This is a genomic window from Dyella sp. A6, assembly GCF_036320485.1.
GTDB classification, from domain to species: Bacteria; Pseudomonadota; Gammaproteobacteria; order Xanthomonadales; family Rhodanobacteraceae; genus Rhodanobacter_A; species Rhodanobacter_A aluminiiresistens.
In genome coordinates this window covers 1,562,419-1,585,026 of the sequence record NZ_CP132911.1, presented here as the reverse complement: position 1 = coordinate 1,585,026, position 22,608 = coordinate 1,562,419, and the positions used below count along the sequence as shown (strand labels likewise).

Sequence of the window (22,608 nt, the reverse complement as noted above, 5' to 3'; positions counted from 1 at the left end):
AATCACTTTAAGCTCCAGATAAACCCGGCAGCGGCTGTGCACGGCGCACCATACGCGCCTGGAGTACGCTTGACGTCCGGCGTCAGGGAAACGCCGGCTGCCAGCCGCCCGAATGGGATCACTGCACTTCGGCTGCGGGCGTTTGATTCAGCAGATCTACAAACACACTTTCAGGCAACCGAATTCAACGCTGTCGCGAACGCGCGTGGAGAATCATGGTGAGTGCTCAGACGGATCGATGCGGCCAAGCTCTGCTTCGAACGATGCTGGCCGGTATCGGCCTTACCGCGCTACTGGCGTCGTTTCAGGCAAGTGCCGGCATCGTGGTTACCGATCACCTGATCAGTCTCTCCGGACGCGGACAGAGTCACGTCCCGGCTACGTTCGGCCAGGTATTCAAGAACGGCGACGTGCCAAGGGGAACCGCGCTCGCTGCCCGCTTTGATGGCCGGCTTGTACCCCTGCAGGTGGATATCAAAGCAACCAACCCCGACGGTAGTCTGCGTCATGCCGTGCTGACGGCGATGCTTCCATCGCTGCCCGGCGACGCGAAAGGCGCGCTGACACTCGCCACCGGCCCGGGCTCGGCAGCGACCGGGGCCAGCCCTACCCTGGCACAACTTCTCGATACCACCTACGACGCCCGGATATCCGTTAGCATCGACGGCAAAAGTTACACGGCCAGTGCGCGTTCCTTGCTGCAGTCAGCCAGCGCCAAGCACACCTGCAAGGCATGGGGAACCGAGTGCAACGTGTGGCTGGACGGCCCGCTTGTCGGCGCATGGGTGGTCCACGGACCAGTGACCGCGGCAGACGGCACCTCCAATCCGAGTCTGAATATCTATTTCGCGGTGCGTGCCTACGCCGGGGCCGCGCCAGGCCGGATCGGCGACGTGCGCACCGACATCATCGTCGAGAACACGTCAGCGTTTCTGCCGCAGACCCAGCCGCAATACAAAGCCGAGATGACATCGGGAAGCGCCACCTACCTCAGCCCGGCGCTGACCCAATATGCCTATACGCGCTGGCACCACGTGCTGTGGTGGAACGGCCATCGTCCAGAACTCTACGTACAACAGGACACCCGATACATCCAGGCAAGCAAAGCTGTCTCCCGCTACATGGCGTTGAAACCGGATGAGGTATTTCTCAACCGGGTACGCCAGTTCTGTGCACCGCTGGATCATTGCGACCAGACAAAAAACATGAACAACACCGGCGCCCAGGCGGGTATCGGTCCGCTGCCCCGCTGGAGCAGCCTATACATCGTCGATCCGGATATCCGCGCCTATCGCTGGATGCTGGCCAACACCGATGCACTCGGCGCCTACAGCATCCACTATCGCGACCCGCAGACGGGATGGCCGGTAAGCATCCGGCGACACCCCCATGTCACCCTCAAGGACTGGGCATACGCCAACCGTGTAGCCGAGAGAAACACCACGACAGGCACACAGTACAAGGCCGATCTGATCCAGGGGTGCACCAACAACGCAGTGGTCAAGGGCTGCACCAAATCCTGGTACGGCACGGGCAATCCCTTTCACTGGAGCGCCGAACATCAACCCGCGGAATCGTACGTGCCCTATATGGTGACCGGCGACTACTACTACATGTCGGAACTGGCCTTCGGCGCCTCGATGAACGAGCTGAATCCTAACGAGAAATACCGGGGGTTTTCGCATTTGCTGATAGATGACGCGTACCACTCGATACGCGCCAAGGCCTGGACCCTGCGTGACATGGCCGAAGCCGCCTGGCTGCTTCCCGACAACTATCCGCTGAAGGCCGAGTTCACTGCTGCCGTGACTGATTCACTGGCCGAGTGGAACAAGGAGTACAGCGACAACCCATCCGCCAATCCCCTGCATGTACCCGACGACAGCAACGTCTACAGTCTGCACGGCGGCAAACGGAATGGCGTGGCACCGTGGCAGCACAATTTCCTGACCTGGTCAGCCGCTCACGCAGCGGATCTCGGCTTTTCCGGCGCCGCCAGGTTCCGCAACTGGCTTGCCGCGTTCGAGATAGGCCTGATGACCGACTGGCAAAGCAAGCCGAGGCAAGGTTACTGCTGGCTGCAGGCGTCGGCATACGACATCGAAACGAAGGATGCGGCGAGTCAATGGCTGCCGTCCTTTACCGCAGTCTACAAGGCAACCTTCCCAACCCTGGTCGGCCTAGCCTGCAATTCGTCCGCGATGGTCGAAGCCATGGGAAAGCTGCGCAAGAGACCATGGCAGAAGGGAAAAATGTCGGGGTACCCCTATTCCGCCACCGGATTCCCGGCCAATTTCCAGATCGGAGTCGCATCCGCCGCCGAGAGCGGTCTGCCGAACGCACAGGTTGCATGGAACCTGTTCGAGTCGCGCAGCGTGAAGCCATCGGGACGCATGGCCTACAACAACTATCCCAACTTTGCGGTCATACCGCGAAGCCTGCCGGCGAACGCCTTGTTGTTCCCCATGTCACCAAAGGCAGCGGCAGGCAAAGCGCGCTGACGTCCCTCCGCGAACACGAGCAATTCAGACGACGATACGGCGGTCCCGCCGCAACTGGTCGAGCTTCTCGACAAGGCGTGCCAACGCACTGTCAAAGACCGAGTCGCGACTGAGCTGGAAGGAGGGATTTCTGGTCAGCCCTTCGAATGCCGTCAGGAACCGGTCAATCTCTTTCTTCGTGCTTTTGGGCGGCGGCGGCGTCCACGATGCCGGCGATATTCCCATGCGACCGAAGCTGCGCTTTGTACGGATTTTCAGCCTGTCCATGGTTCCGAAGTTGTAGTCGGGGTCCCATACGCCTTCCAATTGCCTCGGCTCATATTCAAGAGACAGTGACTGGCTCCAGTCTTCCCATTTGGATTTGAGGACATGCCCGTACAGAACAACCGGCATCCACGGAATTCTGAAGGTGTCCGCCAGAATCGCACCATGCATGGCTTCTGTGATCACGGCCGAAGCACCGGCAATTTCACTCAGCACGGTTTCGACATCCCGCCTTGGGTCGATGTAACGGACACCGACCTGTCGGCAGACCGCTTGCCAGTCCATGTGCCGCGCACTGACGTGGTGAGGAATGAATGCAACCCCGTCCCGCTTCTGGGCGTGTGCGTTGTACACCGTGGATACCAGGGCGGCCGCATCCGTGATGGCACATGACTCGGCAAGACCCAGTCTGGCAGCGGTAACCGGGCCACGGACGCAATAGAAAGTCCATTTGTCGTCGATATCGGGCAGCGCCGAGCCGTAGCCGGCACCAGACCCGAAAACCACTTTTCGCGGCTGTTTCGGAATATTGTTGTTCAACAACGTGCCGATGCCCACGAAGAGCTCGGAATCGTCATCATCGAACATTTCCGGAAGCAGTTTCGACCATAGCCATGGATTCAGGTCATCGCCAAAATTGCCGTGCCTGTCCTTGTAATAGTAGAGCTTCACGCCATGGCACCCCTGATGTAATACTTGCCGCGCAATGCAACAGGCGAGTCACCGGCCATTACGAAAATGGCCAAAAACAACTCGCCGGATACACGCAGCAGCCACCCGCCGAAGCGCACAGGATACACGGTGACATGTACTGGAGCAGTCCGTCTTCGCATGCTGGCTGCCACCGAAGGGCACCATTTTCGAAGCCGATGTCGCGACCTCATCTGTTGCTTGCACAGCCATACATGCTCTTCTGTTTTGGTGCCGGGCAAACCTCGCCGGGCATGGGCCCCGCCATGCTGATGCGATCGGCTGCATGGCATGACCCTGTAACCGTGTCCGTACAGAAATCGTCGAGGCGGAGCATGGAAGCCAATTCTGGCCATGTAATCGGGCAGGCCCCATGACGCCAGGAAGAACGAGCGTCCGCAAGGCGCTCTCGCTATCTTTCACACGGACCCTGTTCAGCCTCGCGTTCAATATCGCGACGGTCACGATCGTCAGCCGTCTGCTGACTCCGGCCGAAGTCGGCGTGTTTTCCGTCGCCGTTGCACTCGTCTCCCTCGTACACATGCTGAGGGACTTCGGCGTTACCGAGCTGATCATTCAGGAGAAGAACCTGAGCGACGAGCTGGTTCGCACCGTATTCACCGTCACGGTCGCGATCGCCTGGTTTCTCGCAATGCTCGTGTTCGGTTTCAGCGATCTGGTGGGAAAGTTCTACGGCGATCACGGCGTGGCCAGAGTCATGCGGGTGCTCAGTCTGGTATTCGTGCTGATGCCTTTCGGAACGACGACCCTGGCATGCATGAAACGCGACATGCGTTTCGGGCTGCTGATCAAGATCCAGATCACGGAGACTGCCGTACGAAGCATCACCACCATTGCGCTGGCATGGCTGGGCTTTTCCTACATGAGCATGGCGTGGGCTTCGGTCGCAGCGGCCGCCGTAGCCGTCGTCGGCAGCGCACTGTTCGGCGGTCGCTACCGGGTTCGTGGACTTGGCCTGACGGATTGGCGACGAGTGCTCCATTTCGGCTCGTACCGCACTGTCGCCGATGTCGCGAAACAGGTCGGGGAGCAATCGGCGAACATCGTGGTCGGCCGCATGCTCGGCATGCCGGCGGCCGGTTTCTATTCACGCGGCTACGGCATCGTGAACATCTTCCGGACCAGCTTCGTCGCCGCAGTCGGCTCGGTCGCATTTCCCGCTTACGCCAGGGAGCATCGCGAGAACGATGCTGCACCGGCACTGTTCCGACGCTCGATGGTGCTGCTGACGGGCGTGAGCTGGCCATTCTTCGCGTTCGCCGTATTGATGGCCTACCCCATCATCCACCTGGCATTCGGCCATCAGTGGGATCCGGCAATACCACTGATGCGATGGCTATGTGCGGCGGCGATGATCGGCACACTTACCTATCAGGTCAATGGACTGCTGACCGCGGTGGGCCGTTATCGTGAGGTCACCGGTATCGAATTGCGCTACCAGGTCGTCCGGATCGTGCTGGCAGTGCTGGCTGCGCTGCACAGCCTGGAAGCCGTCGCGGCCTCGCAGATCATCGTTTACGTGGTCGCAGTGACGCTCTATTACCGCAAACTCGTCGGCTACCATGCGCTTCGCCTGCGTGTGCTGGTCACGGCGCTGGCGCCCAGCGCTGCGTTGACCGCGATCACCAGCCTCGCGCCGGCGGCGGTTCTCGCATTCTGGGCTGGCCCCATCTCGGCTCACTACGTGCCCGCGTTCTTCGTGGCGGCAAGTGGCTCGGGCTTGTTGTGGCTCGCCGGCATTCATCTCTTCAGGCACCCGCTAGCGCACGAGATCCGGAACGCACTGTCGAAGCTACGTTCGCGATTCAAATCTTCACCCAGGTTGGGCTGAGTTTGCGGGGGACACGGTGATCGCTGGCACGTGCCATCACCGACGGGCCGACTTGCATCGAACACGCACCACCGACACGATGTAGCCAATGGGCAAGCTCAGGTACGCCGCTGACCGCCACGCTCCGCAGGACATAACCGAGGTGTGACTTGAAAGCCCGAATCTCCGTCATCGTGCCTGCCTACAACGCTGGGCAATTCATCGCACGCGCGCTGGCCAGCATTGAAAACCAGACGCGTCTGCCGGATGAAGTGGTCGTGGTGGACGATGGCTCCAGCGACGACACCGGCCAGTGCATCGAGCGCTTCCGGCAGTCTTCCGGCCTCAATCTCGTTGTCCGGCAACAGGTGAACCAGGGCTCGTCTTCAGCGCGTAATCACGCGGTTCGCGTGGCTACCGGAAACTTCATCGCCTTCATGGATGCGGACGACATCATGTATCCGCGGTTTCTGGAGCGCATGGAGACTGGCCTCGACCGTCACCCGGACTGGGTCGCGTGTTTCAGCGACCGGGACATCGTGGACCCGGACGGCCGCCTGATCGCGAAGGACCTCGACCACCCGAAGTTCCTGGGACTCTCGAAGAAAGACGCAGGCATGGGCTACATGGAACTGGCCGACGATGCGCTGTTCTCGACCATGCTTTCGGGCAGCCTCATTCCCATGACCATGGTCTGTCGTCGCGCCGAGCTCGAGGCCGTGCACGGTTTCGACGAAAGCCTGATCTTCAACGAAGACAGGCTGCTCTTCCTCGAACTCATCAAGCGCGGGGGAAAGCTCGGCTATGCGGCCGAATCACTCGGAACATGGCAACGACACGAAGCGAACAAGTCGGGTTCATCCAACGCCCTCCGGAGCATCGAGGCGTCCGACCTGATCCTGCGGAAAATCCTGGACGATCAACGCCGACTCAAGCTTTCGCCCCAGGAATGCGCCGAACTCGATAGCGAGCGCAAGCGCCTGGCCAGAGGCTGGATGTATGCCGCATCCCGTATACGCGCGGCCAGCACATTTGCCCTCGGCCGTCGCCTGCTCGCCGAACACCGCATCACGTACGCCTGCTTTTTCAGGGCCATCATCCGCTATGCCCTGGCGCGTGGACGCGCTGACGGCTAGCCGGATTGCACATACCGACAAGACTGACCATTGGCCCATCAGCGTACCGTCGCTTCGGCAAGACCAACGTTGTGGGCAAGGATGAGCCTGGGTGAACATATCTTTCCACGTCTACCTTGGGCAAGATTGAGGCATGACGACACTCATCGTTCAGATATCCGTGCTGGTCATCCTCGTCGTGCTGGTTGCGATGTGGGCTATCCGGTTCCCCTACCCGTCCGCCTGGCTGCGTCCGTTACTGCCGCCCCGGCGACGCTGGCCCGAGCAGCAGATCCGGGACTGGCTCCGGAACGGCCGCTTCCACCGCCAGTTCCTGAGCTTCTTCAACCGCGATCCGGAAAGGACGGCGCCCGCAGAACCCGGGCTGGTGGCCCCGGCGGATGGACTGGTCACCAGCGCCGACGTACAGGGCGACACGCGTTACCTGGTGATTGCGCTGAGCTTCTGGGACATGCACGTGCAGCGCAGCCCCGCCGGGGGGCGCATCACGTCCGTCGAGCCAGGCGGCGATACCTTCATGGACGGCGAGGGTCGCGAGTTTTCCTTCCTGCGCGAAAAGCACTGCCCCGTGCAAACCCGCATCGTGCTGGAAAGCCCGGGTTACGGACAACTCGCAGTCCGCTTGATCACCAGCCTGGCGGCGCGGCGCATCGAGGTATGGCACGCGGACGGTGATACGGTCGAACGTGGTCAGCGACTTGGGCGCATCCTGCTCGGAAGCACGGTGGTGCTGGAATTGCCCGAAGCCATCCCGCTCTGTGTCAAACCCGGTCAGCGCGTGTGGGCCGGAGAGACACTGGTCACCGCAGGAGCACCGGCATGACGACATTCTTCTGGTCGGCCGGACATCTGGGCTGGTTTTTCTTCGGCGCCATCGTGTTTTCGGTGGTCTGCCTGCTGGTCACCGATATCGCCTGGCGCGTGATGCGGACATCGTCCAGGAGGCTTCTGGCGATCGTTGGCGTTGTCTGGGTACTCGGCATCGCGGCGCTGGTCGCCGGCTACCGCTGAAGGTCGGCAAACAGGCGGTAGCTCACGCCCTTGGCGTGTCGCGCTGATGTGCGATCCTGAACGCCTGCTCGCCCGGCTAGGCCAGCAACTCGCGCCACACTACCTCGACTGCGAGCGCCCGGGCAAAGGCCGTGTTGTCGGGCAAGCGCTCGAGATCCAGCACCGGATCCAGCTGCCACTCGCCAGGCAGCAGTGTGCGGTAATAGCCGATCAGCTCCCGCGCAGCTCCCAGTTTCTGCAGGCGGCGACGGGCCGCGTTGATGAACGGACGTGCGACGACCGGGCGCATGCAGGTCGCCCATTCGGCAAGACGTGCGCGACGGTCGGGGCCGTCGCTGAAACGGAAGCCATAGCTCGAGGGCTGTCCGGCTACGCCCGCGTCGAGTTCGCGAATCAGGCGTGCCTCAAGCCGACCGGCATTTTTCCAGTCCAGCGGCAACGACGCTGCCAGCCGAACCATGTCCAGATCGACCAGCGGCGTGACGTAGCAGCCATGCCGGATACCGACGCTGTTGTTCACGCTCATCCAGTGATGGCAACGAAACAGCGGATAAAGCAGTTCCACCTGTTCTCGCCGTAATGCCGTCCGCCCCGCTTTATTGACGATACCCAGTGCATCTTCCATCGAAGACACCAGATGGTCCTCGTAGGATGCCAGGCCACCCGGGCGACGAAACACGCCCGTATCGAACCCTCGATAGAAGGTCCGAACGACGTCCAACGGATAGCGGCGCCGATCAGGCAGGTGGAAGAAATTCCGGAAGATTTCGCCGCCCCCGCCATTCAGCGCGACGTAACCGCCCGCCGTCTGTTGCAGGCGGGTCTGTCGGTCTGCGCCCGGATCGTCGATACCGTCGTTAGGCAGTCCATCGAAGAACAGCGCGCTTTCAACCAGCTGCTGCAAACCGGGACGTGCGGCCGGCCTGTTCAGTGCGGATTTGTCGATGACATCGAGATCGATGCCGGCCTGTTCGGCGACGATGCTCGCGATGCGTATGTCGTCGGCCCCGGCATCCCCGTAGACGAACAGCTCGGGACGGTGGCCTGCAGCCAGCAGCCCGGCCAAGATCAGGCGCGAGTCGAACCCTCCCGAGAGCGCTGCGCGGATTCGCCCGGGAAAGGCCGTAGCGACCTCGGCGAAAACGATCCGCAGGTGCTCACTGAGCCGTTCTATGGCCGCGTCGAATGTCGGCGCGTCACTGCCTGCGCGCCAGCCTCCGACGCTTAGCCGCGCCTGCTCGTGACCGCTCGCAAGGTCGAACGCATGTGCAATTCGCAACGTCGAAATGCCTTGGGCAACCGTTCGCTCCGAATGCGAAGCCCCGAGCAACACGTATTCGGCAGCTGCCGTTTCGTCCAGCCTCACCTGCCCCGCATAGGCACAGGTCGCAAGCCAGCTGGTGCTGTAGAACAAGCGGTCCGGGCTGACGTAAAGCCGCACCAGTCCCAGCACGTCGTTCAGCAGCAGGCAATGCACGGGCGTCTGTACGAACAACGCGAAGTTCCCGCGCATTTCCGGCTCGTCGATACGCCCCGTTGCGTCAAGATCGCGGAGGATCAGGCGCAACGCATCGTTGCCGAAACTGCCCCGATACCACACGGGTCCGGCACAGCAGGCAAATCCCTCGGACGTGGTTGTTTCGAAGTGCTCGACGCGCTCCTGCCCGGGCTGGCTCCATGTACGGAGCTCGCCCCGATTCCACTGGCGACGACCTGCAGCGACGAAGCCCTGACGCTGCATGGAATCGTTCGCACGATGCAGGCCGACTGGGTCGCCTTCCGCGAGAACAACCGTCAGTGCATTCAACATGCCGTGTATCCAGAGCCGCGCGGTGCAACCCGCCTCACATGGAAACATGCTGCCGACGGCAGCGCATCCTCCGCTTTCGCCACCGATAAGGTTTTCGCCAGGCCCCGATCAGGACAGGCAGCGAATGTCCACACTAGCCCGACACCTTCTGCAGCCCGAAATTGGTCCAGGGAGTAAGCAGCCGGCGCAACGGCGTGCGATGCCGTCGCAATGCATGGGGCCGTGCCAACCGTCTGACTTCCCACATGCTGCTTCCCACGATCGTGGCCTTGAGCAGGCGCGGGAAATAGTTCCAGCCGAACTTGCGGCTGTGAATCTCGACCGGATACAGGCGATTCGGCACACTCATGAACAGCAGGCCCTGTGGCAAAAGTACCCGCGCCATTTCCTGGATGCATCGCCGCCTGACATCAGGAGCGGTTACATATTCCAGCACCGAACAGCAGATGCAAAGATCGAACGCATCGCTGGCAGCAGGCAGTTCCCGGCCCTCGCCGATGACTTCGAAACGGCAGCGATCCTCCACGCCGTAAAGCCTGGCACGCGCCCTCGCAATGTTCACTTCGGCCTGGCTTATATCCACGCCATGGCATCGAAGCTCGGGAAATATCATCGCCAATGCGATCGACCCGCTCCCCGACCCGCAACCGAAATCAAAGACCGTTCGGATATCGCTGTCCAGGCAGCTCAGCAGACTCGGCACGAAATGTCGCAGATGGTGATCGATGTTGCGCAGGTAGCGGTCCATCTCGTTGACGCCCTTGAACCGCCAGGGCGTCTCCTTTCGGACCACGTCCACGAACTCGGCGAATGCATCGGTCTGTGCAACGGCCTCGGCCTCTTCCATGGCCGCGTTGACCCGACTTTCATAAAGGTGTCGTATGCGATCATCGACGTTCATGTCATCAGTCACTCGTCATGGATGGATCAACCGGTACCCGGCAGTGGCAACAGCAAGCGCCACCAGCGCAATACCGCCCAGGCCTGCCGCGGCAACCACGAAGTTCTTTCCACCTTCATTCCACGCGCCCACCGCCCTGCACCAGGTCAGCCAGAAGCCCGTGCGAGGTATCCGCGCAGCACCCACCGGCGGCGGCATCGCATCCAGCCCGCGACAGACCTGCTCGATCGTCCCGATCTCGATATCGTCCTGCCGGCGAAGCCAGCCAAGCAGGGCCGACAGCCGCCGAATAGCGCGCCGGTTGGGCGTGCCCTGCCGCGAGAAACTGAAGCTGTGCATCAGGATGCACACGGTGGGCAGCCCCTGTCGGATGGCATCGCGGGTCACACGCTTGATTTCAGCGAGCGAACAGCCCTCGATATCCAGAATGCGCCGGGAATGCCAGGCTCCTACACGGATCTGGTCGAAACAGGTCATCGGTATTTCCCACACCCCGTCCACGCGCTGCGCCGCATTCGTGGCTCCCAGTTCCTCGACAAGCGGCACCTCGACGCGGCTGCCGGGCGACAACGAACAATCAGCCCGCAGGCCAACGGACTCCGCCGCGCGCAGGGTATCGGTGTTCGCCGCGAATGCACCGGAACGATGCGCAACCACGCGCTTGGACGTCCATGCCTCGAGCAGCGAGATACCTTTTTCGAGTATCGCCACCTGCTCGTCGAGCGGCGCCTGGCTCATGCCGTAGTGAGGGAACATCGGACGGGGATGGGTATGCAGCTCGAGGTCGTGCCCCCGCTCATGGATCATTCTGGCAGCGCGGGACATCGCCTCGTCCCCATGCTTCGCGCTCTCGTACACGTTCACGAAGAAGGTCGCACGCGCCTGGTGCGCTTCCATCAAGTCCATGATCCGCCCGATACCGAAGTTCCCCTGATAGCCGGGAATGACGCCCAGCACGTCCTGGGCAGGATCGCCCTTGGACCTGCTTTCTACATCCACGGTGACGACGAATGTGGTCTTCAAGGTGTTGGGGCTCCACCCGGGTTCCGGTCTGACGGCATCATTTGCGCTCGGGAAGACGCTTGAACACTTTGCGTGCAAGATGCCAGCCTTCGCGGGTCACCCTGTTGTGAATACGGTATCCGGTACGTTCCAGCAAGGAAGGCACGTGGGCAACCCCGGTCAGCGGATAGCCGCAATGCGCCAGCACGTCACCCGCAACGCCCTCGAAGATCGCCTGCGACGCCGCGGACATGTCGGCACGCCAGCCCTCGACCTTTTCGGTCTTCAGTGCCATGCCATTCTGGACAAAACGCTGCGTGACGGGAAACGAATCGTCGCCGGTAATGAAGTGCTCCAGCGCGCGCATGCTCTGCTCCGGATGGAGCAGCAGGTCCTCGTAGCGGATCTCGACGTAGCGGCCCGGCATTGCCGCGGAACTTCGCCGGGCCGCCTCGATGTACTGCTGCCAATGGACGGCTGCCGAATACGTATTCTGGTAACCCCAGGTCACGCCTTTGTGGGACAGGGCGCAATCGCGACCATCACGGACCACGTGAACGACGCGGCAGTCCGGGAAAAGACGATTCAACAGGTCGAGGTGACGACCGAACACGGGGTATTTGGAACCGATCCTCTGCTTGTGGGTCTGCGCCGCGATCTGGCCAAGGATGTCCAGCGTGATCGCCCTGAACGAAGGCTGCGCGGACGCAACCTGTTGCCAGTCGATCTCGACGCCGTAGTTGCGGCGAACGATCGAGAAGAAGGGATCCGCGCGAAGATCCCGCAGCAGGCGTTCACGATGCGCCTTTTGGTCCAGGTCGCCATAGCGCGTCAGCCGCAGGCCGAACGACACGATGAACTGGCCCTCGTTGACGAGCCCCGTATCGAAGTAGTCGCGCAGCAGCCGGTTGATCCAGGTGGTCCCGGAGCGGGCGAACCCGGTCAGGAACAACGGCGCCTGCAGCGCAGCGTCTGTCTGCATGGGCCCGTGTGCATCGCATGAACCGAGGAACGTATCGCTCACCCTGTTTTCTCCGATGTGATCCGGTCCAGCATCCTGGCCAGCTTCGCGGCACTCTCGCTTCGGGCATACCGGCTTATCGCGTCCTGACTCGCCCGAGGCGCATGTCCCTCCCGCAGGACCGAAACGAAGTCCATCAGCCGCGACTGGATCGCGGACACGTCATCGAGCGGGACACAGGTTGCGCCACCCGTCTCGCGCAGTATCCCGGCGGTGTCCCCCTGTTCGCCAACAAGCGCGAAGATCGGGCGACCGATGCGCAGATATTCGTAGACCTTGGCGGGTATCTGACTGTCGAACTTGTCGCCCTGGAAAAGCAACAGGCCGTCGGCTTCAGCTTGTTCCACCAGGGCCTCGCGATTGGTCACCGACGGCGCCAGTGTAACCATGCCGTCCAGGCCACGACGGCGGATTTCGTCCGCATACATCGCCTCGGAACCACTGGCACGGAGAACGATGCTGGCGTCCGCCTCCGTCAATGCCCCGGACATCCTGAGATTCGCCAGCGCATCGAGGAAGGGCAGCGGATTGCGTCCGTCACGGTAAAGGATCCCGCTATGCAGCAAGCGCAATGGACGTTGTGGCGAACGGTCTGCCCTCGCCGGCAACCCGGCGAACGCCGCCTCGTCGTAGCCGTTGGCTATCACGTCGAGGCGGCCGGTGTGCGCGGCTTCGGGAAACTGTTCGGCATAGCGGCGCATGGCACCCGGCGTGGTGAACACGACCCGGCTTGCGCGGTTCAGCACCCGCTGTTCGACACGCTGCTGCGCAGCGACGGAGTACGGATTCCCCGCCTCTACCGAACTGGCGACAGGGTCCCGGAAATCGGCGATCCACGGCAGCCCCGTCAAGCGGCTCAAGGTACCGGCAATGGCATGCGCGGTCATGATGGGATAGGTCGACCAGATCGCATCGATCCGATGACGCCGGATCAGCCGCAGGCCCTGCCACACGGCGGCCGGCCACCAGGTCGACCAGCGGTCGGGCTGGGCCAGGAACCCCGGGTACCTTCCGCGGATCGACAGGTGTCGCCGCACGTCCAGCGCAAAGGAGCGCTGCACGCGACAGGCATCCGGAATCAGCGCGAGGTTGCCTGCGTCCACCCTGGGGTACGCCGTAGCGTTCGCAGTCAGCACGGTGGGTTCCCAGCCATGTTCCGGCAAGTAGCGCGCGAAACCGAGAGTTCGTAGATGCCCGCTGCCCATAGCAACAGGCGGGAAGTGAAAGGCGATCATCAAGACCCGGTTCACGCGGTCAACCCGCCAGGATGCGGCGCGTGGTCGGCAAGCCGAAGCCTTCGCGCGACTGGCCGGGATCAAGGCCATCCGGGTGCTGATCAAGCAGCTGCTGCACATGGAACAGCAGCAATGCGCACAGCGCCATCAGCTGGTAGGCCAGATCGAAGTAGCTCATCGGCAGGAACGCTCCGGCGGTCATGAAAGCTAGCAGGCTGACCTGCAACATGGAGGACAGGTCATAGGCCCACTTCAGCTCGGGAACGTCTCGCGTTCGCTTTCGTGTCACTCGGCAATTCTTCCAGCTCACGTAAAGCAGCGAGAGGAACAGGGACAGGCCAACGAAACCCTGTTCGCCAAGGACCCTGAAGTAGATGCTGTGGACCGCGCGCGGAATCGCGCCTTCCGGTCCGTAACGCTGCCACATGGCATTGCTTTCGTAGACGAAGAAGCCTCCTCCCAGCACCGGGTGATGCAAGGCCACGTTCGCGGCAAATTCGTAGGACTGTATGCGCGTCTCGCCGGAGTCCGTGTGAGAGGCATGGTGCAGCGTATCCATCCGCTCGGTCCACTTCTGCGGCATGAAGTGATAGCCGACCATGCCCACGACAATCGCGGCCACGACCATGGCCAACCGGCGCCGGCTCTTGAGAAACAGTGCACCCGCGACGATCGTCAGGCTGATCAGGCCGCCTCGCGAATAGGTACCGAGCACGGAAATGCAGGTGAGCAGGATGCTCGCGCTCAACCCCCAGCGAATGTATTTGCTCGGCGAGTGGAGTTGCAGGAACCGCATCAGCGGAACGCTGATGCAGAGCGCCAGGGCCAGCGCGTTGTTGTCGGCAATGAAGCTCTTCGCCGGTCCGACCACGTGGTAGCTGCCGCCGTGCGCGATGGTGAAGACCCCACCCTTGAGTCCGTAGAACCCGATCGACACCACGATCATCCAGACCAGCCAGCGCATCCGCTCGCGCGTGTTCACCAGCATGAAGGTGACGAACACCATCACCAGGATCTTGGCAAATTCTTCCCACTTGCTCAGCGCTGCCGCGGGCACGACTGCAAAGTAGGTGGTGATGCCTGTCCACGCCAGGAACAGCAGCAACAGTACGCTGGTCGAAGACACGGGAACCTTCTTCTTCTCCCGGCTGATGAACAGCGACACCAGGGTCACGATCGCGACGAGCTGCACCCAGGGAAAATTCACGGCGAACCCGAAGCACAACCGGTTCGGGTTCATGTAGCCCAGCCATGACCAGACCAGCAGCCCGATGAACGGGCGCATGAGGATGAAGGGAATCATCCCGAATATGAACATGGCGAGGGCAATGTCACGCATGCTGGGGGTCCGTCTCCAGCTGCAGCATGAGCGCGTCCATGAAGAACTTGGCCGCCCAGTTCGGATAGCGGTTCTTCATGTATCCGCCCTTCAACGGGTACGAACCGGGTATACCGTCGCGCGCGCCGTCGTCCTTGGCCTTGAGATCCTGGATCGACAGATTGAAACGGTTGGCCCGCTCCGCGGCCGGCGTCCAGGTGGCGTCGCCGGTCTCTCGCGCAAGGCGCTGCCAGACAATGGCCATTTGTGCGTTGCCGGTCACACAGGTCCAGCGCGCCGCCGGACGCCAGTCGGCATCCAGGCGTCCCGGAAGCCCACCGTCGGGGCGCTGGGTCCGGGCGACGGAACGCGCTATCCGGATGGCGGCATCCACAAAGCCGGCGTTACCCGCGATCAGGCCGACTTCAAGCATCCCGCGCGTCGCGTAGGCAATGGTATGCGTCAGCGGATGTTCGTTGTCCTGCAGGTCGTTGTTCTCCAGCCAGCCGTTCGGATGCATCTGGCCCAATGCCCACTGCACATTGCGCACGGCGGCTTCGATGTATTCCGGCTTCTGCAGCTCGCGCCCCGCCAGCGCCAGGCCAAAGGCCACGCGGGTGTTGTAGGTATTCAGACCGTGCTTGGCGAAGGGCGATGCGAAACGCCGCCAGGCGCCATCCGGGTCCTGCGCATCGACCAGCCAGTCGGCGGCACGCACCAGCGAGTCATGGAACCGCGGGTCCTGCGTTGCCTGCCACGCGGCCAGCCATCCGAACAGCACCTGTCCGGTGTTGAAGATCGTCGGCGCAATCTTGGTTGCATCCATCGTGCCCGCACGCACGCCGCCATCGGCAAGCTGGATGTCCGACTCCCATGCCGCCATGCGTATGGCCCGTTCGCGGTATTCGTCCTGACCGGAGAACGTCGCATAGCGGAAAAACGTCGGGATGATGTAGCCGGTGGTTTCCGGATAGGCACCCGCCCAGGTTCCCTTGTCCATGTCGTAGTAGGCACTGACGCCACCACTGGCGGTAGCGTCCTGCGCCCGCGCCAGCCATTCGGCGGCAGCGCGCAGTCCACGATGCGGGTCGACGTCCACATCCGTCGGGCGTGCAGAAAACCATCTGGCAAACATATTCATCAGCGGCTCCTCACCGCACGAGATCCGTGTATCAACCTTGACGTCCGGCTGGACAGTGCACGCCGGACACGCCGCATCTGATCGACCAGAAACGGGACGGGATCCGTCCAGCGCCACAGTGCATCGCGTACACCATCCAGGCCCTCGAAACCCTCATGGCGAGCCTGATGCTGGGCCGCCGCCGACTGCTCGTCCTCGGAACGCACACGCCAGGCCAGCGCCTGGCTCGACTGCCCGAGTTGGGGGTACGGACGTTCCAGCTCGGAACAGTAGGCCGCGTACGGCAGGTTGACGCCGTTGAGCGTGGCCACTTCGGCCTGGTAGTCGGTGCGGCCGATGGTCGGTTCCACCATACGGAACACGCCATTGCGTATGTCGCGCTTGAACTCCATGCCCGCCATGCCAATGACGCCAGCCTGCTGAAAGAAGCGTGCTGTCAATGCAGACAGCTCCTCATGGGCATGCACTGCCGGCATGCAGCTCGCCGTGCCGCCCACCTGCGGCGGCCAGGAACGTATCTTGCGCCCGGTGAATGACGCCGCCAACTGCCCCTGCCCGTTCAGATACTGCAGGCAGAAATAGATATGGGAGTCCGGCCCCTCGGTCCATTCCTGGACCACGATATCCGCCATCACCGGCAGGATGCGCTGGATCAATTCGACGGCGTCGGCAGGCGCTTCCACCCGGTACGCCTTCTTGAAACGCTTGCCGTACTCGGCGTGACGCTCGCCCGGCTTGACCACCACCGGAAAATGCAGCGTATCGAGCGCGGCCAGATCCGCGGATGAGCGGACGTGGACCAGTGGCGGGATCGGGCTACCGAGCTGCTCGGCAAGATGCTGGAATCCCTGCTTGTGCTGCAGCGCGTCCACCAGTGCCACCGACGGCAGGCTGAAACGGTAAAACGGCAACAGGCGATCGCGATGATGCGAGACGGTCCTGACACTCTCTTCCTGGGTAAGGAACAGTACGGGACGCAGGCCGGACAGGCGCCCGGTAGCCAGACGCAGCAGATCTTCGACCAGCCCGTCGCCATGCAGCGAAGTGATCTGCAACGGCGTAGCCGCGCGCGTGCGCATCTCCGCGCGCTGCCCGTCGCTGTCCAGCAGCCAGACCGGTACGCCGGCATGCGCGAGGCTTCGCGCCACACCCAGCCCGTTGAGCCCGGCACCGACGACCACGGCAGGCGTATCAACGGCCATGCGTTTCTCCGTTGCGTGACCGATTCTGCAGGAGCGCCCTGGCGTAGACGTCGCGATAGCGGGACACGCTGGCCTCCCAGGTGCGTTCACGCTCCACGAAGGCACGGCCGTTGTCGATCACGCCGTTCCACGTCTGCGGTGCACCCAGCAGACGAGTCAGGCAACCCGCAAGGGCCTCGACCGAATCGGCAGCAAACAGATGCCCGTTGCAACCGTCATCGATCAGTTCGCGATGCCCGCCGACATCCGATGCCGCCACCAGCTTGCCCATGGCCATCGCCTCGAGCGGCTTGAGTGGCGTCACCAGTTCGGTCAGCCGGCGCGAGACACGCGGATACACCATCACATCCATGACGCTGTAATACCGCTCGACCTCGGCATGCGGCACGCGCCCGGTGAAGTGCACGGCGCTCTCCACGTCCAGCTCTTTCGCCAGCGCTTTCAGGTTCGCTTCCTGGGGACCGCCACCCACCAGCATCAGCCGGGCCAGCGGCTCGGCCTGAAGTACGCCTGGCATGGCCCGCAACAGCAAGTCCAGCCCTTCATAGGCGTAGAAGGACCCGGCGAACCCCAGCGTCTTGCCCGGCGTGAGTCCGTACTGCTGCATCAGCACCGGGTCGGCCGCCTCGCGGAAGGGAAACCGCTCCACGTCCACGGCATTGGGGATCACGGTGATCTTGTCCGCGGGAATGCCGCGCCCGAGCATGTCCGTGCGCAACCCCTCGCAGATCGTGGTCACGGCATGTGCCTTGCGCAACGCCCGCGTTTCCATCGCGCGCGTCATGCGATAGCGGATGCCCCATTCGCGTGCCGTGCCGTGATCCGCGGCGGCGTCTTCCCAGAATGCCCGGACTTCGTACACCACCGGCACATTGAATTCCTTGCCGACCGCAAGTGCCGGCATCGCGTTGAGCACCGGCGAATGCGCGTGGATGATGTCCGGCCTCACACGCGCCACGACCTCGGCAAGACGTGTACGCATCGCACGCATCAGCGCACGGTGCCGGAGCACCGGCAGGCTGGCCAGCATGCCAGCCGCGGGAGGAGTGCGATGAAACATCCATTCATCGATCTGCTCCTCGCGCTCCGCGCCCCCGCCCTGCTTGGGGCCGGTCAGATGGAGGGTTTCCCAGCCCAGTGCGCGCTGCTGGCCAAGGATGGACAGCGTGCGGAAGGTATAACCACTATGCAGCGGCAGCGAATGATCGAGTACATGAAGTACCCGAAGCGGACGGCCGCCCGGCCCCGTGGGCATGGCGCCTTGCCGTGGACGGTTCGCGATGTCGTGCATCATCCCCCCAGGCCTTTGCGGCCATCTTCCGCCAATACTTTCGCATACAGCGCGCACTGTGCCTTCACCACGGGCCGCCAGCCCAGCTGCTGGGCAAAGGCTCGCGTGGCCGCACGCGCAGGCGCGCGCTCCTGCAGGCGGCAGCATGCTGCCGCGATCGCCTCGGCACTGCGTTCTGCGGCTATTTCGCCGGCTTCTGGTGCCGTCAGCAATTCGCTGACGCCGTCGAAGGGAGCTGCCACGACAGGTGTGCCGCAGGCAAGCGATTCCAGTACCACATTGGGCATGCCTTCCCGGCTGGACGCGAGCACCAGCACATCGGCCGCGTTGTAGAAGTCGACCAGCTGGGCCTGCGCGATGGTGCCGAGGAACCGTACCCGCGCGTCCAGGCCCAGTTGCCTGACCTGACCCTGCAGGCGCGCCCGTTCCGGGCCGTCACCCACGATCAGCAAGGTCGCATCGTTCGCCCTGGCCAGCGCTGCCAGTGTGATGTGCACCCCTTTCAGCTCTACAAGATTGCCCACCGCCAGCCAGACCGGACCGGCAAGATCGAGCCTGGCGCGGATATCCGCACGCTCCAGTGGCCTGAAGCGATCGGTGTCGACGCCGTTGCGAAGCGTGACGACCTTGCCGGCCTGTACGCCCATCGCACCGACCTTGCTTTTCAACGCCTCGGACACTGTCACGATGGCACCGGCCCGCTCCGCCGCCCACCGGATTTGCCGCGCGGGCAGCGGGTAATGCGCGATCACATTCACGTCACTGCCGCGCGCCGTGATCACCACCGGTTTGCCGAGCACCTCGCCGAGTCGCGCCGCTGCGACTCCGTCCGGGTAGAAATAATGTGCGTCGATCAGATCGAATCCTGAGCCTTCGGTGGCCAGTCTCCTGAGCAGCGGAAGCAGCGACCGGTACATCAGGCCCGGCGCGATGTTCATGCCCACTTTCGGTATCACCGGATAACGCGGATGCAGGACCCGTATGCCATGTCGTAGCTCCTGCGCGGGCACCCTGGCAAACGTCGCATAGGCACCGAAGTGTCGATGCCGAAGCGGAAACCATGGCACCGGCGCCACCACGGTCGCCTCGATCCGGCCCGACGCCACCAGATGGCGCAAACGCTCCTCCACGAAAATGCCGTGACGCGGACGCTCGGCATCCGGATAGAGCGTGGTGAAGACCAGCAGGCGGATCGGACGCGCGGGTGCCGGGGCACCACCCGCAGATGGCGCATGCGGCGACGTATCCGCCGGCGCAGCAACTCCTCCCGCGACCACGCCGGCGACGGGCGAGGCATTCATGAGGTGGCCTCTTGCGGCACCGACGCTGCCTGGCTTTCATCCGGGTAGAACCGGGCGAGCGAACTCTGGCGCAGGACCGTCAGGATGCGCTCGATGACCGGAGCCGGCAGGTCCGAGCGCCAACGCTGTGCCGATTTCTGCGGATGCTTGAACACGCTGTAGTAATTGCTGTGCGTTTCCTGCGTGCTTGCCCGCACGAACGCCTCCGTTTGCGGATGCCAGGCCAGGCCCGCGAACTGGAACATGCGCTGCGTCATGACAAGCGGGTCGTCGCAGACGTCCTCGTAACGGACGGTAAGCACGCGCCCGCAGTCGGCAACATCGGCAAGGACCTTTTCCTGGATCAGCACCCAGCGCCATGCGAGCCGTTCTTCCGGACTCAGCGCCTCGATGTCTTCCAGGTGCAGGTCGTACGTCTTCGCGGCTGGCGTATCCAGCAGCAGCTTGAACAGCCAGCGATCATCCGCCATCGGAGTCTCGCCGCTGAACTGGTGCCCTGCCTCACCGCGAAGCACCGACGCCACGTAACCGCACGGATGCCGCATCAGATGGATGCCGCGTGCTGCGGGCAGTGCCTCCATGCAGACGCCCAGACGCCCCGGCGACTCGATCGACTTCCAGACCAGACAACGTTGCGCATGGCGTGAGGCGGTGGGACGAAACGGCGTGGGAAAGTGCCGGCGCATGCGGCTTGCGGCTTTCGCGGCAAGCACGCCTGCCCGGTAGGCAGCCAGTCCGGCAGCCGACTGGTAGTGCTTGGGGAACAAGGGTTGCTTGCCCACCACCTCGGTCGAACGCATGGCCGGCAGCATGGCGACGAATCGCTCAAGCTCGTCTTGGTAGCCCGGCGCATCGTCCATGTTCGGATACAGCGGCAGGCTCAACCGGCGCATGCTGTCCGGCTCGTGGCGGTACAGGGTATCCGGGTGACTGTCGAACAGCTTGCCGATCCAGGTGGTGCCGGAGCGAGGCATGCCGAAAACCAGGACACAGGACGTCACGCACGCCTCCCGCGGGCAGCCCCTTCGCGCGTCTGCGTGCCGCAGACGTCATCGGCCATGCCCGTCTGCGTGCGGCGCAGGAATGAATCCAGCATCAACATGCTCCACAGGGTCGCGCTGTGATCGCGCCGCCCCGCCATATGCTGACGGACCAGCCGATCGACCTCGGCGGCGTCGAAACAACCGGACTCGGCCAGCGCTCCCTGTCGAAACGCGTGTTGAAGCTGGGTTCCCAAGGTCCCGCGGAACCATGTCGCCAGCGGCACGCGGAAGCCCATCTTGCTCCGGTACAGAACGTCGTGCGGCAGCTGCGGCTCGAGCATTTTCTTGAACACGTACTTGCCTTCCCCATGCTGGAGTTTCAGCTCTGGCGGCAGACTGGAGGCCCATTCGACCAGGACGTGGTCGAGCACGGGCACGCGCACTTCCAGACTGTGGGCCATGCTGGCGCGGTCCACCTTGGTCAGGATGTCGCCGGGCAGCCAGGTCTTGAAGTCCAGATACTGGGCCAGCAGCAGCGGATGGTCGGTGGGCGCACGCCCGGCTATGTCGCGGAACACGTTGAGCGCACCATAGCCCTGCAGCTCGCGCTTGAACGAGGCGCTGTAGAGGCGCTGGCGCATGGCTGCCGACGTGATGCTGACACCATGGAAGTACGCCTCCACGTCGTCGCGGGCGAGTCCCTGGAAGGTGGTCTTGGCACGCAGCGGGCGCGGCGCCCAGTCCGCCTTGGGATAGACGCTGCCAAGCAGACCGAACAGGGGCTTGCGCAACCCGGCGGGCATGCGTGCGCGCAGATCGCTTTCCCACGCATGCATGCGATAGCGCCGGTAACCGGCAAAGTTCTCGTCGCCACCATCGCCCGACAACGCTACCGTGACATGCTTGCGCGCCAATTGGCACACCCGCCAGGTCGGCAGCGCCGAGCTGTCCGCAAACGGTTCGTCGTACATGGCGGCGAGCGTGTCGACCAGGTCGAAGTCCCGCGCGCTGACATGCTCCTCGAAATGCCGCGTATGCAGAAGCTCGGCCACCTGTCGTGCGTAGACCGTCTCGTCATAGCCGGTCTCGTCGAAACCGATCGAGCAGGTGTTGACCGGCCCCTGCGCCACGCGGCTCATGCTGGAAACGACGGCACTGGAGTCCACACCGCCTGACAGGAAGGCGCCCAGCGGAACGTCGGAAACCATCTGGCTGCTCACCGCGTCGTCCAGCAGACGCCGCAACTCCGACGTGGCATCCCCCATGCTGATGCCGCGATCGATGGCGAAAGGCAGGTCCCAGTACTGGCGTGGCGCAGGTTCGGGCTCGCCCGCCCGCCAGCTCAGCCAATGGCCCGCAGGCAGCTTGAAGATGCCTTTGTAAATGCTTTTCGGGTCCGGCACATAGCCGAGTGCCATGTAATCCTCGACCGCCTGGGGATCGACAGTGCGGTCCACTTCGGGATGCACCATCAGCCCCTTCAGCTCGGACGCGAAGACCAGGTCACCAGCGCGCGTGAAGCCGTAATACAGCGGCTTGATGCCGATGTGGTCACGCACAAGGAAAATCCGCCCCGCGCGCGCATCCCACACGGCGAACGCGAACATGCCCCGCAGCCGCGACAGGCAGTCCGTGCCCCAATGCTGCCATGCGCGCAACAGCACCTCGGTATCGCTGTGACTGGTGAAGGTCGCACCCAGTGTTTCCAGCTCGGCCTTGAGCGAGCGGAAGTTGTAGAGCTCGCCGTTGTAGATCAGCGCCAGGCCCGCCGCTTCGTCGACCATGGGTTGCTGACCGTGCCCGAGGTCGATGATGGACAGTCGTCGATGCGCCAGGCCGATGCCGTCGGCGAGATGCATGCCACCCTGATCGGGACCGCGATGCCGCTGCACCTCCCGCATGGCAAGCAGAATGCGCTCGTTCACGCGGTTGCCACCGCGCCCTAACACGATGCCGGCCAGACCACACAT

18 protein-coding genes are annotated in these 22,608 nt (G+C 63.1%); 5 read left to right on the top strand and 13 right to left on the bottom strand.

Annotated features, from left to right (window positions below; all coding sequences use genetic code 11):
* Window positions 1-263: 263 nt before the first annotated feature.
* On the top strand, window positions 264-2,501 hold the full coding sequence (locus RA164_RS06890; protein ID WP_329743215.1) for a hypothetical protein: 2,238 nt from the start codon (window positions 264-266) through the stop codon (window positions 2,499-2,501).
* Window positions 2,502-2,525: 24 nt separating this feature from the next.
* Here the strand turns inward: RA164_RS06890 and RA164_RS06885 are convergent, their stop codons facing one another.
* Window positions 2,526-3,437, bottom strand: a complete 912-nt coding sequence (locus RA164_RS06885; RefSeq protein WP_329743214.1) for a polysaccharide pyruvyl transferase family protein — start codon at window positions 3,435-3,437, stop codon at window positions 2,526-2,528.
* 391 nt (window positions 3,438-3,828) lie between these two features.
* Between RA164_RS06885 and RA164_RS06880 the strand changes: the two genes are divergently transcribed.
* The 4 genes from RA164_RS06880 to RA164_RS06865 all read left to right on the top strand — a co-directional run bounded on the left by RA164_RS06880 (window position 3,829) and on the right by RA164_RS06865 (window position 7,433).
* Window positions 3,829-5,307, top strand: a complete 1,479-nt coding sequence (locus RA164_RS06880) for an oligosaccharide flippase family protein (protein WP_329743213.1) — start codon at window positions 3,829-3,831, stop codon at window positions 5,305-5,307.
* 173 nt (window positions 5,308-5,480) lie between these two features.
* A complete protein-coding gene (locus RA164_RS06875; RefSeq protein ID WP_412731091.1) occupies window positions 5,481-6,422 on the top strand; it encodes a glycosyltransferase in 942 nt (313 codons plus the stop codon).
* A gap of 133 nt (window positions 6,423-6,555) precedes the next feature.
* A complete protein-coding gene (locus tag RA164_RS06870) occupies window positions 6,556-7,245 on the top strand; it encodes a phosphatidylserine decarboxylase (RefSeq protein WP_329743211.1) in 690 nt (229 codons plus the stop codon).
* The gene (locus RA164_RS06865) at window positions 7,242-7,433 is read left to right on the top strand and encodes a hypothetical protein (protein WP_329743210.1); all 192 of its coding nucleotides are present in this window, start codon (window positions 7,242-7,244) and stop codon (window positions 7,431-7,433) included. Before RA164_RS06870 ends, RA164_RS06865 begins: the two co-directional genes overlap by 4 nt.
* A 76-nt stretch (window positions 7,434-7,509) precedes the next feature.
* Here the strand turns inward: RA164_RS06865 and RA164_RS06860 are convergent, their stop codons facing one another.
* From RA164_RS06860 to RA164_RS06805, 12 genes are all read right to left on the bottom strand, one after another.
* Window positions 7,510-9,243, bottom strand: coding sequence for an asparagine synthase C-terminal domain-containing protein (locus RA164_RS06860; RefSeq protein ID WP_329743209.1), 1,734 nt, complete (start codon window positions 9,241-9,243; stop codon window positions 7,510-7,512).
* 133 nt (window positions 9,244-9,376) lie between these two features.
* Complete coding sequence (locus RA164_RS06855; protein WP_329743208.1) at window positions 9,377-10,144, bottom strand: class I SAM-dependent methyltransferase; 768 nt, start codon at window positions 10,142-10,144, stop codon at window positions 9,377-9,379.
* Window positions 10,145-10,159: 15 nt separating this feature from the next.
* Complete coding sequence (locus tag RA164_RS06850; RefSeq protein WP_329743207.1) at window positions 10,160-11,245, bottom strand: polysaccharide deacetylase family protein; 1,086 nt, start codon at window positions 11,243-11,245, stop codon at window positions 10,160-10,162.
* Complete coding sequence (locus RA164_RS06845; RefSeq protein ID WP_329743206.1) at window positions 11,205-12,170, bottom strand: sulfotransferase family protein; 966 nt, start codon at window positions 12,168-12,170, stop codon at window positions 11,205-11,207. Before RA164_RS06845 ends, RA164_RS06850 begins: the two co-directional genes overlap by 41 nt.
* Window positions 12,167-13,507 (bottom strand): glycosyltransferase, encoded by a 1,341-nt coding sequence (locus RA164_RS06840; protein WP_329743205.1) that lies wholly within the window; start codon window positions 13,505-13,507, stop codon window positions 12,167-12,169. Before RA164_RS06840 ends, RA164_RS06845 begins: the two co-directional genes overlap by 4 nt.
* Window positions 13,422-14,741 (bottom strand): putative O-glycosylation ligase, exosortase A system-associated, encoded by a 1,320-nt coding sequence (locus tag RA164_RS06835; RefSeq protein ID WP_329743204.1) that lies wholly within the window; start codon window positions 14,739-14,741, stop codon window positions 13,422-13,424. Before RA164_RS06835 ends, RA164_RS06840 begins: the two co-directional genes overlap by 86 nt.
* On the bottom strand, window positions 14,734-15,861 hold the full coding sequence (locus RA164_RS06830) for a hypothetical protein (RefSeq protein ID WP_329743203.1): 1,128 nt from the start codon (window positions 15,859-15,861) through the stop codon (window positions 14,734-14,736). Before RA164_RS06830 ends, RA164_RS06835 begins: the two co-directional genes overlap by 8 nt.
* Window positions 15,861-17,063, bottom strand: a complete 1,203-nt coding sequence (locus RA164_RS06825) for a carboxylate--amine ligase (RefSeq protein ID WP_329743202.1) — start codon at window positions 17,061-17,063, stop codon at window positions 15,861-15,863. Before RA164_RS06825 ends, RA164_RS06830 begins: the two co-directional genes overlap by 1 nt.
* Complete coding sequence (locus RA164_RS06820) at window positions 17,053-18,318, bottom strand: TIGR04063 family PEP-CTERM/XrtA system glycosyltransferase (protein ID WP_329743201.1); 1,266 nt, start codon at window positions 18,316-18,318, stop codon at window positions 17,053-17,055. Before RA164_RS06820 ends, RA164_RS06825 begins: the two co-directional genes overlap by 11 nt.
* A gap of 35 nt (window positions 18,319-18,353) precedes the next feature.
* Window positions 18,354-19,655, bottom strand: coding sequence for a glycosyltransferase family 4 protein (locus RA164_RS06815; RefSeq protein ID WP_329743200.1), 1,302 nt, complete (start codon window positions 19,653-19,655; stop codon window positions 18,354-18,356).
* A complete protein-coding gene (locus RA164_RS06810) occupies window positions 19,652-20,656 on the bottom strand; it encodes a sulfotransferase family protein (RefSeq protein ID WP_329743199.1) in 1,005 nt (334 codons plus the stop codon). The genes RA164_RS06815 and RA164_RS06810 overlap by 4 nt, the downstream gene beginning before the upstream one ends.
* The gene (locus RA164_RS06805; protein ID WP_329743198.1) at window positions 20,653-22,608 is read right to left on the bottom strand and encodes an XrtA/PEP-CTERM system amidotransferase; all 1,956 of its coding nucleotides are present in this window, start codon (window positions 22,606-22,608) and stop codon (window positions 20,653-20,655) included. Before RA164_RS06805 ends, RA164_RS06810 begins: the two co-directional genes overlap by 4 nt.

Bases quoted from the DNA above. Each gene is read 5' to 3' on its own strand.
- RA164_RS06890 (WP_329743215.1), top strand. From the start codon at position 264: ATGCTGGCCGGTATCGGCCTTACCGCGCTACTGGCGTCGTTTCAGGCA.
- RA164_RS06880 (WP_329743213.1), top strand. From the start codon at position 3,829: ATGACGCCAGGAAGAACGAGCGTCCGCAAGGCGCTCTCGCTATCTTTC.
- RA164_RS06870 (WP_329743211.1), top strand. From the start codon at position 6,556: ATGACGACACTCATCGTTCAGATATCCGTGCTGGTCATCCTCGTCGTG.
- RA164_RS06865 (WP_329743210.1), top strand. From the start codon at position 7,242: ATGACGACATTCTTCTGGTCGGCCGGACATCTGGGCTGGTTTTTCTTC.
- RA164_RS06860 (WP_329743209.1), bottom strand. From the start codon at position 9,243: ATGTTGAATGCACTGACGGTTGTTCTCGCGGAAGGCGACCCAGTCGGC.
- RA164_RS06855 (WP_329743208.1), bottom strand. From the start codon at position 10,144: ATGAACGTCGATGATCGCATACGACACCTTTATGAAAGTCGGGTCAAC.
- RA164_RS06835 (WP_329743204.1), bottom strand. From the start codon at position 14,741: ATGCGTGACATTGCCCTCGCCATGTTCATATTCGGGATGATTCCCTTC.
- RA164_RS06830 (WP_329743203.1), bottom strand. From the start codon at position 15,861: ATGAATATGTTTGCCAGATGGTTTTCTGCACGCCCGACGGATGTGGAC.
- RA164_RS06825 (WP_329743202.1), bottom strand. From the start codon at position 17,063: ATGGCCGTTGATACGCCTGCCGTGGTCGTCGGTGCCGGGCTCAACGGG.
- RA164_RS06820 (WP_329743201.1), bottom strand. From the start codon at position 18,318: ATGCCCACGGGGCCGGGCGGCCGTCCGCTTCGGGTACTTCATGTACTC.
- RA164_RS06815 (WP_329743200.1), bottom strand. From the start codon at position 19,655: ATGAATGCCTCGCCCGTCGCCGGCGTGGTCGCGGGAGGAGTTGCTGCG.
- RA164_RS06805 (WP_329743198.1), bottom strand. From the start codon at position 22,608: ATGTGTGGTCTGGCCGGCATCGTGTTAGGGCGCGGTGGCAACCGCGTG.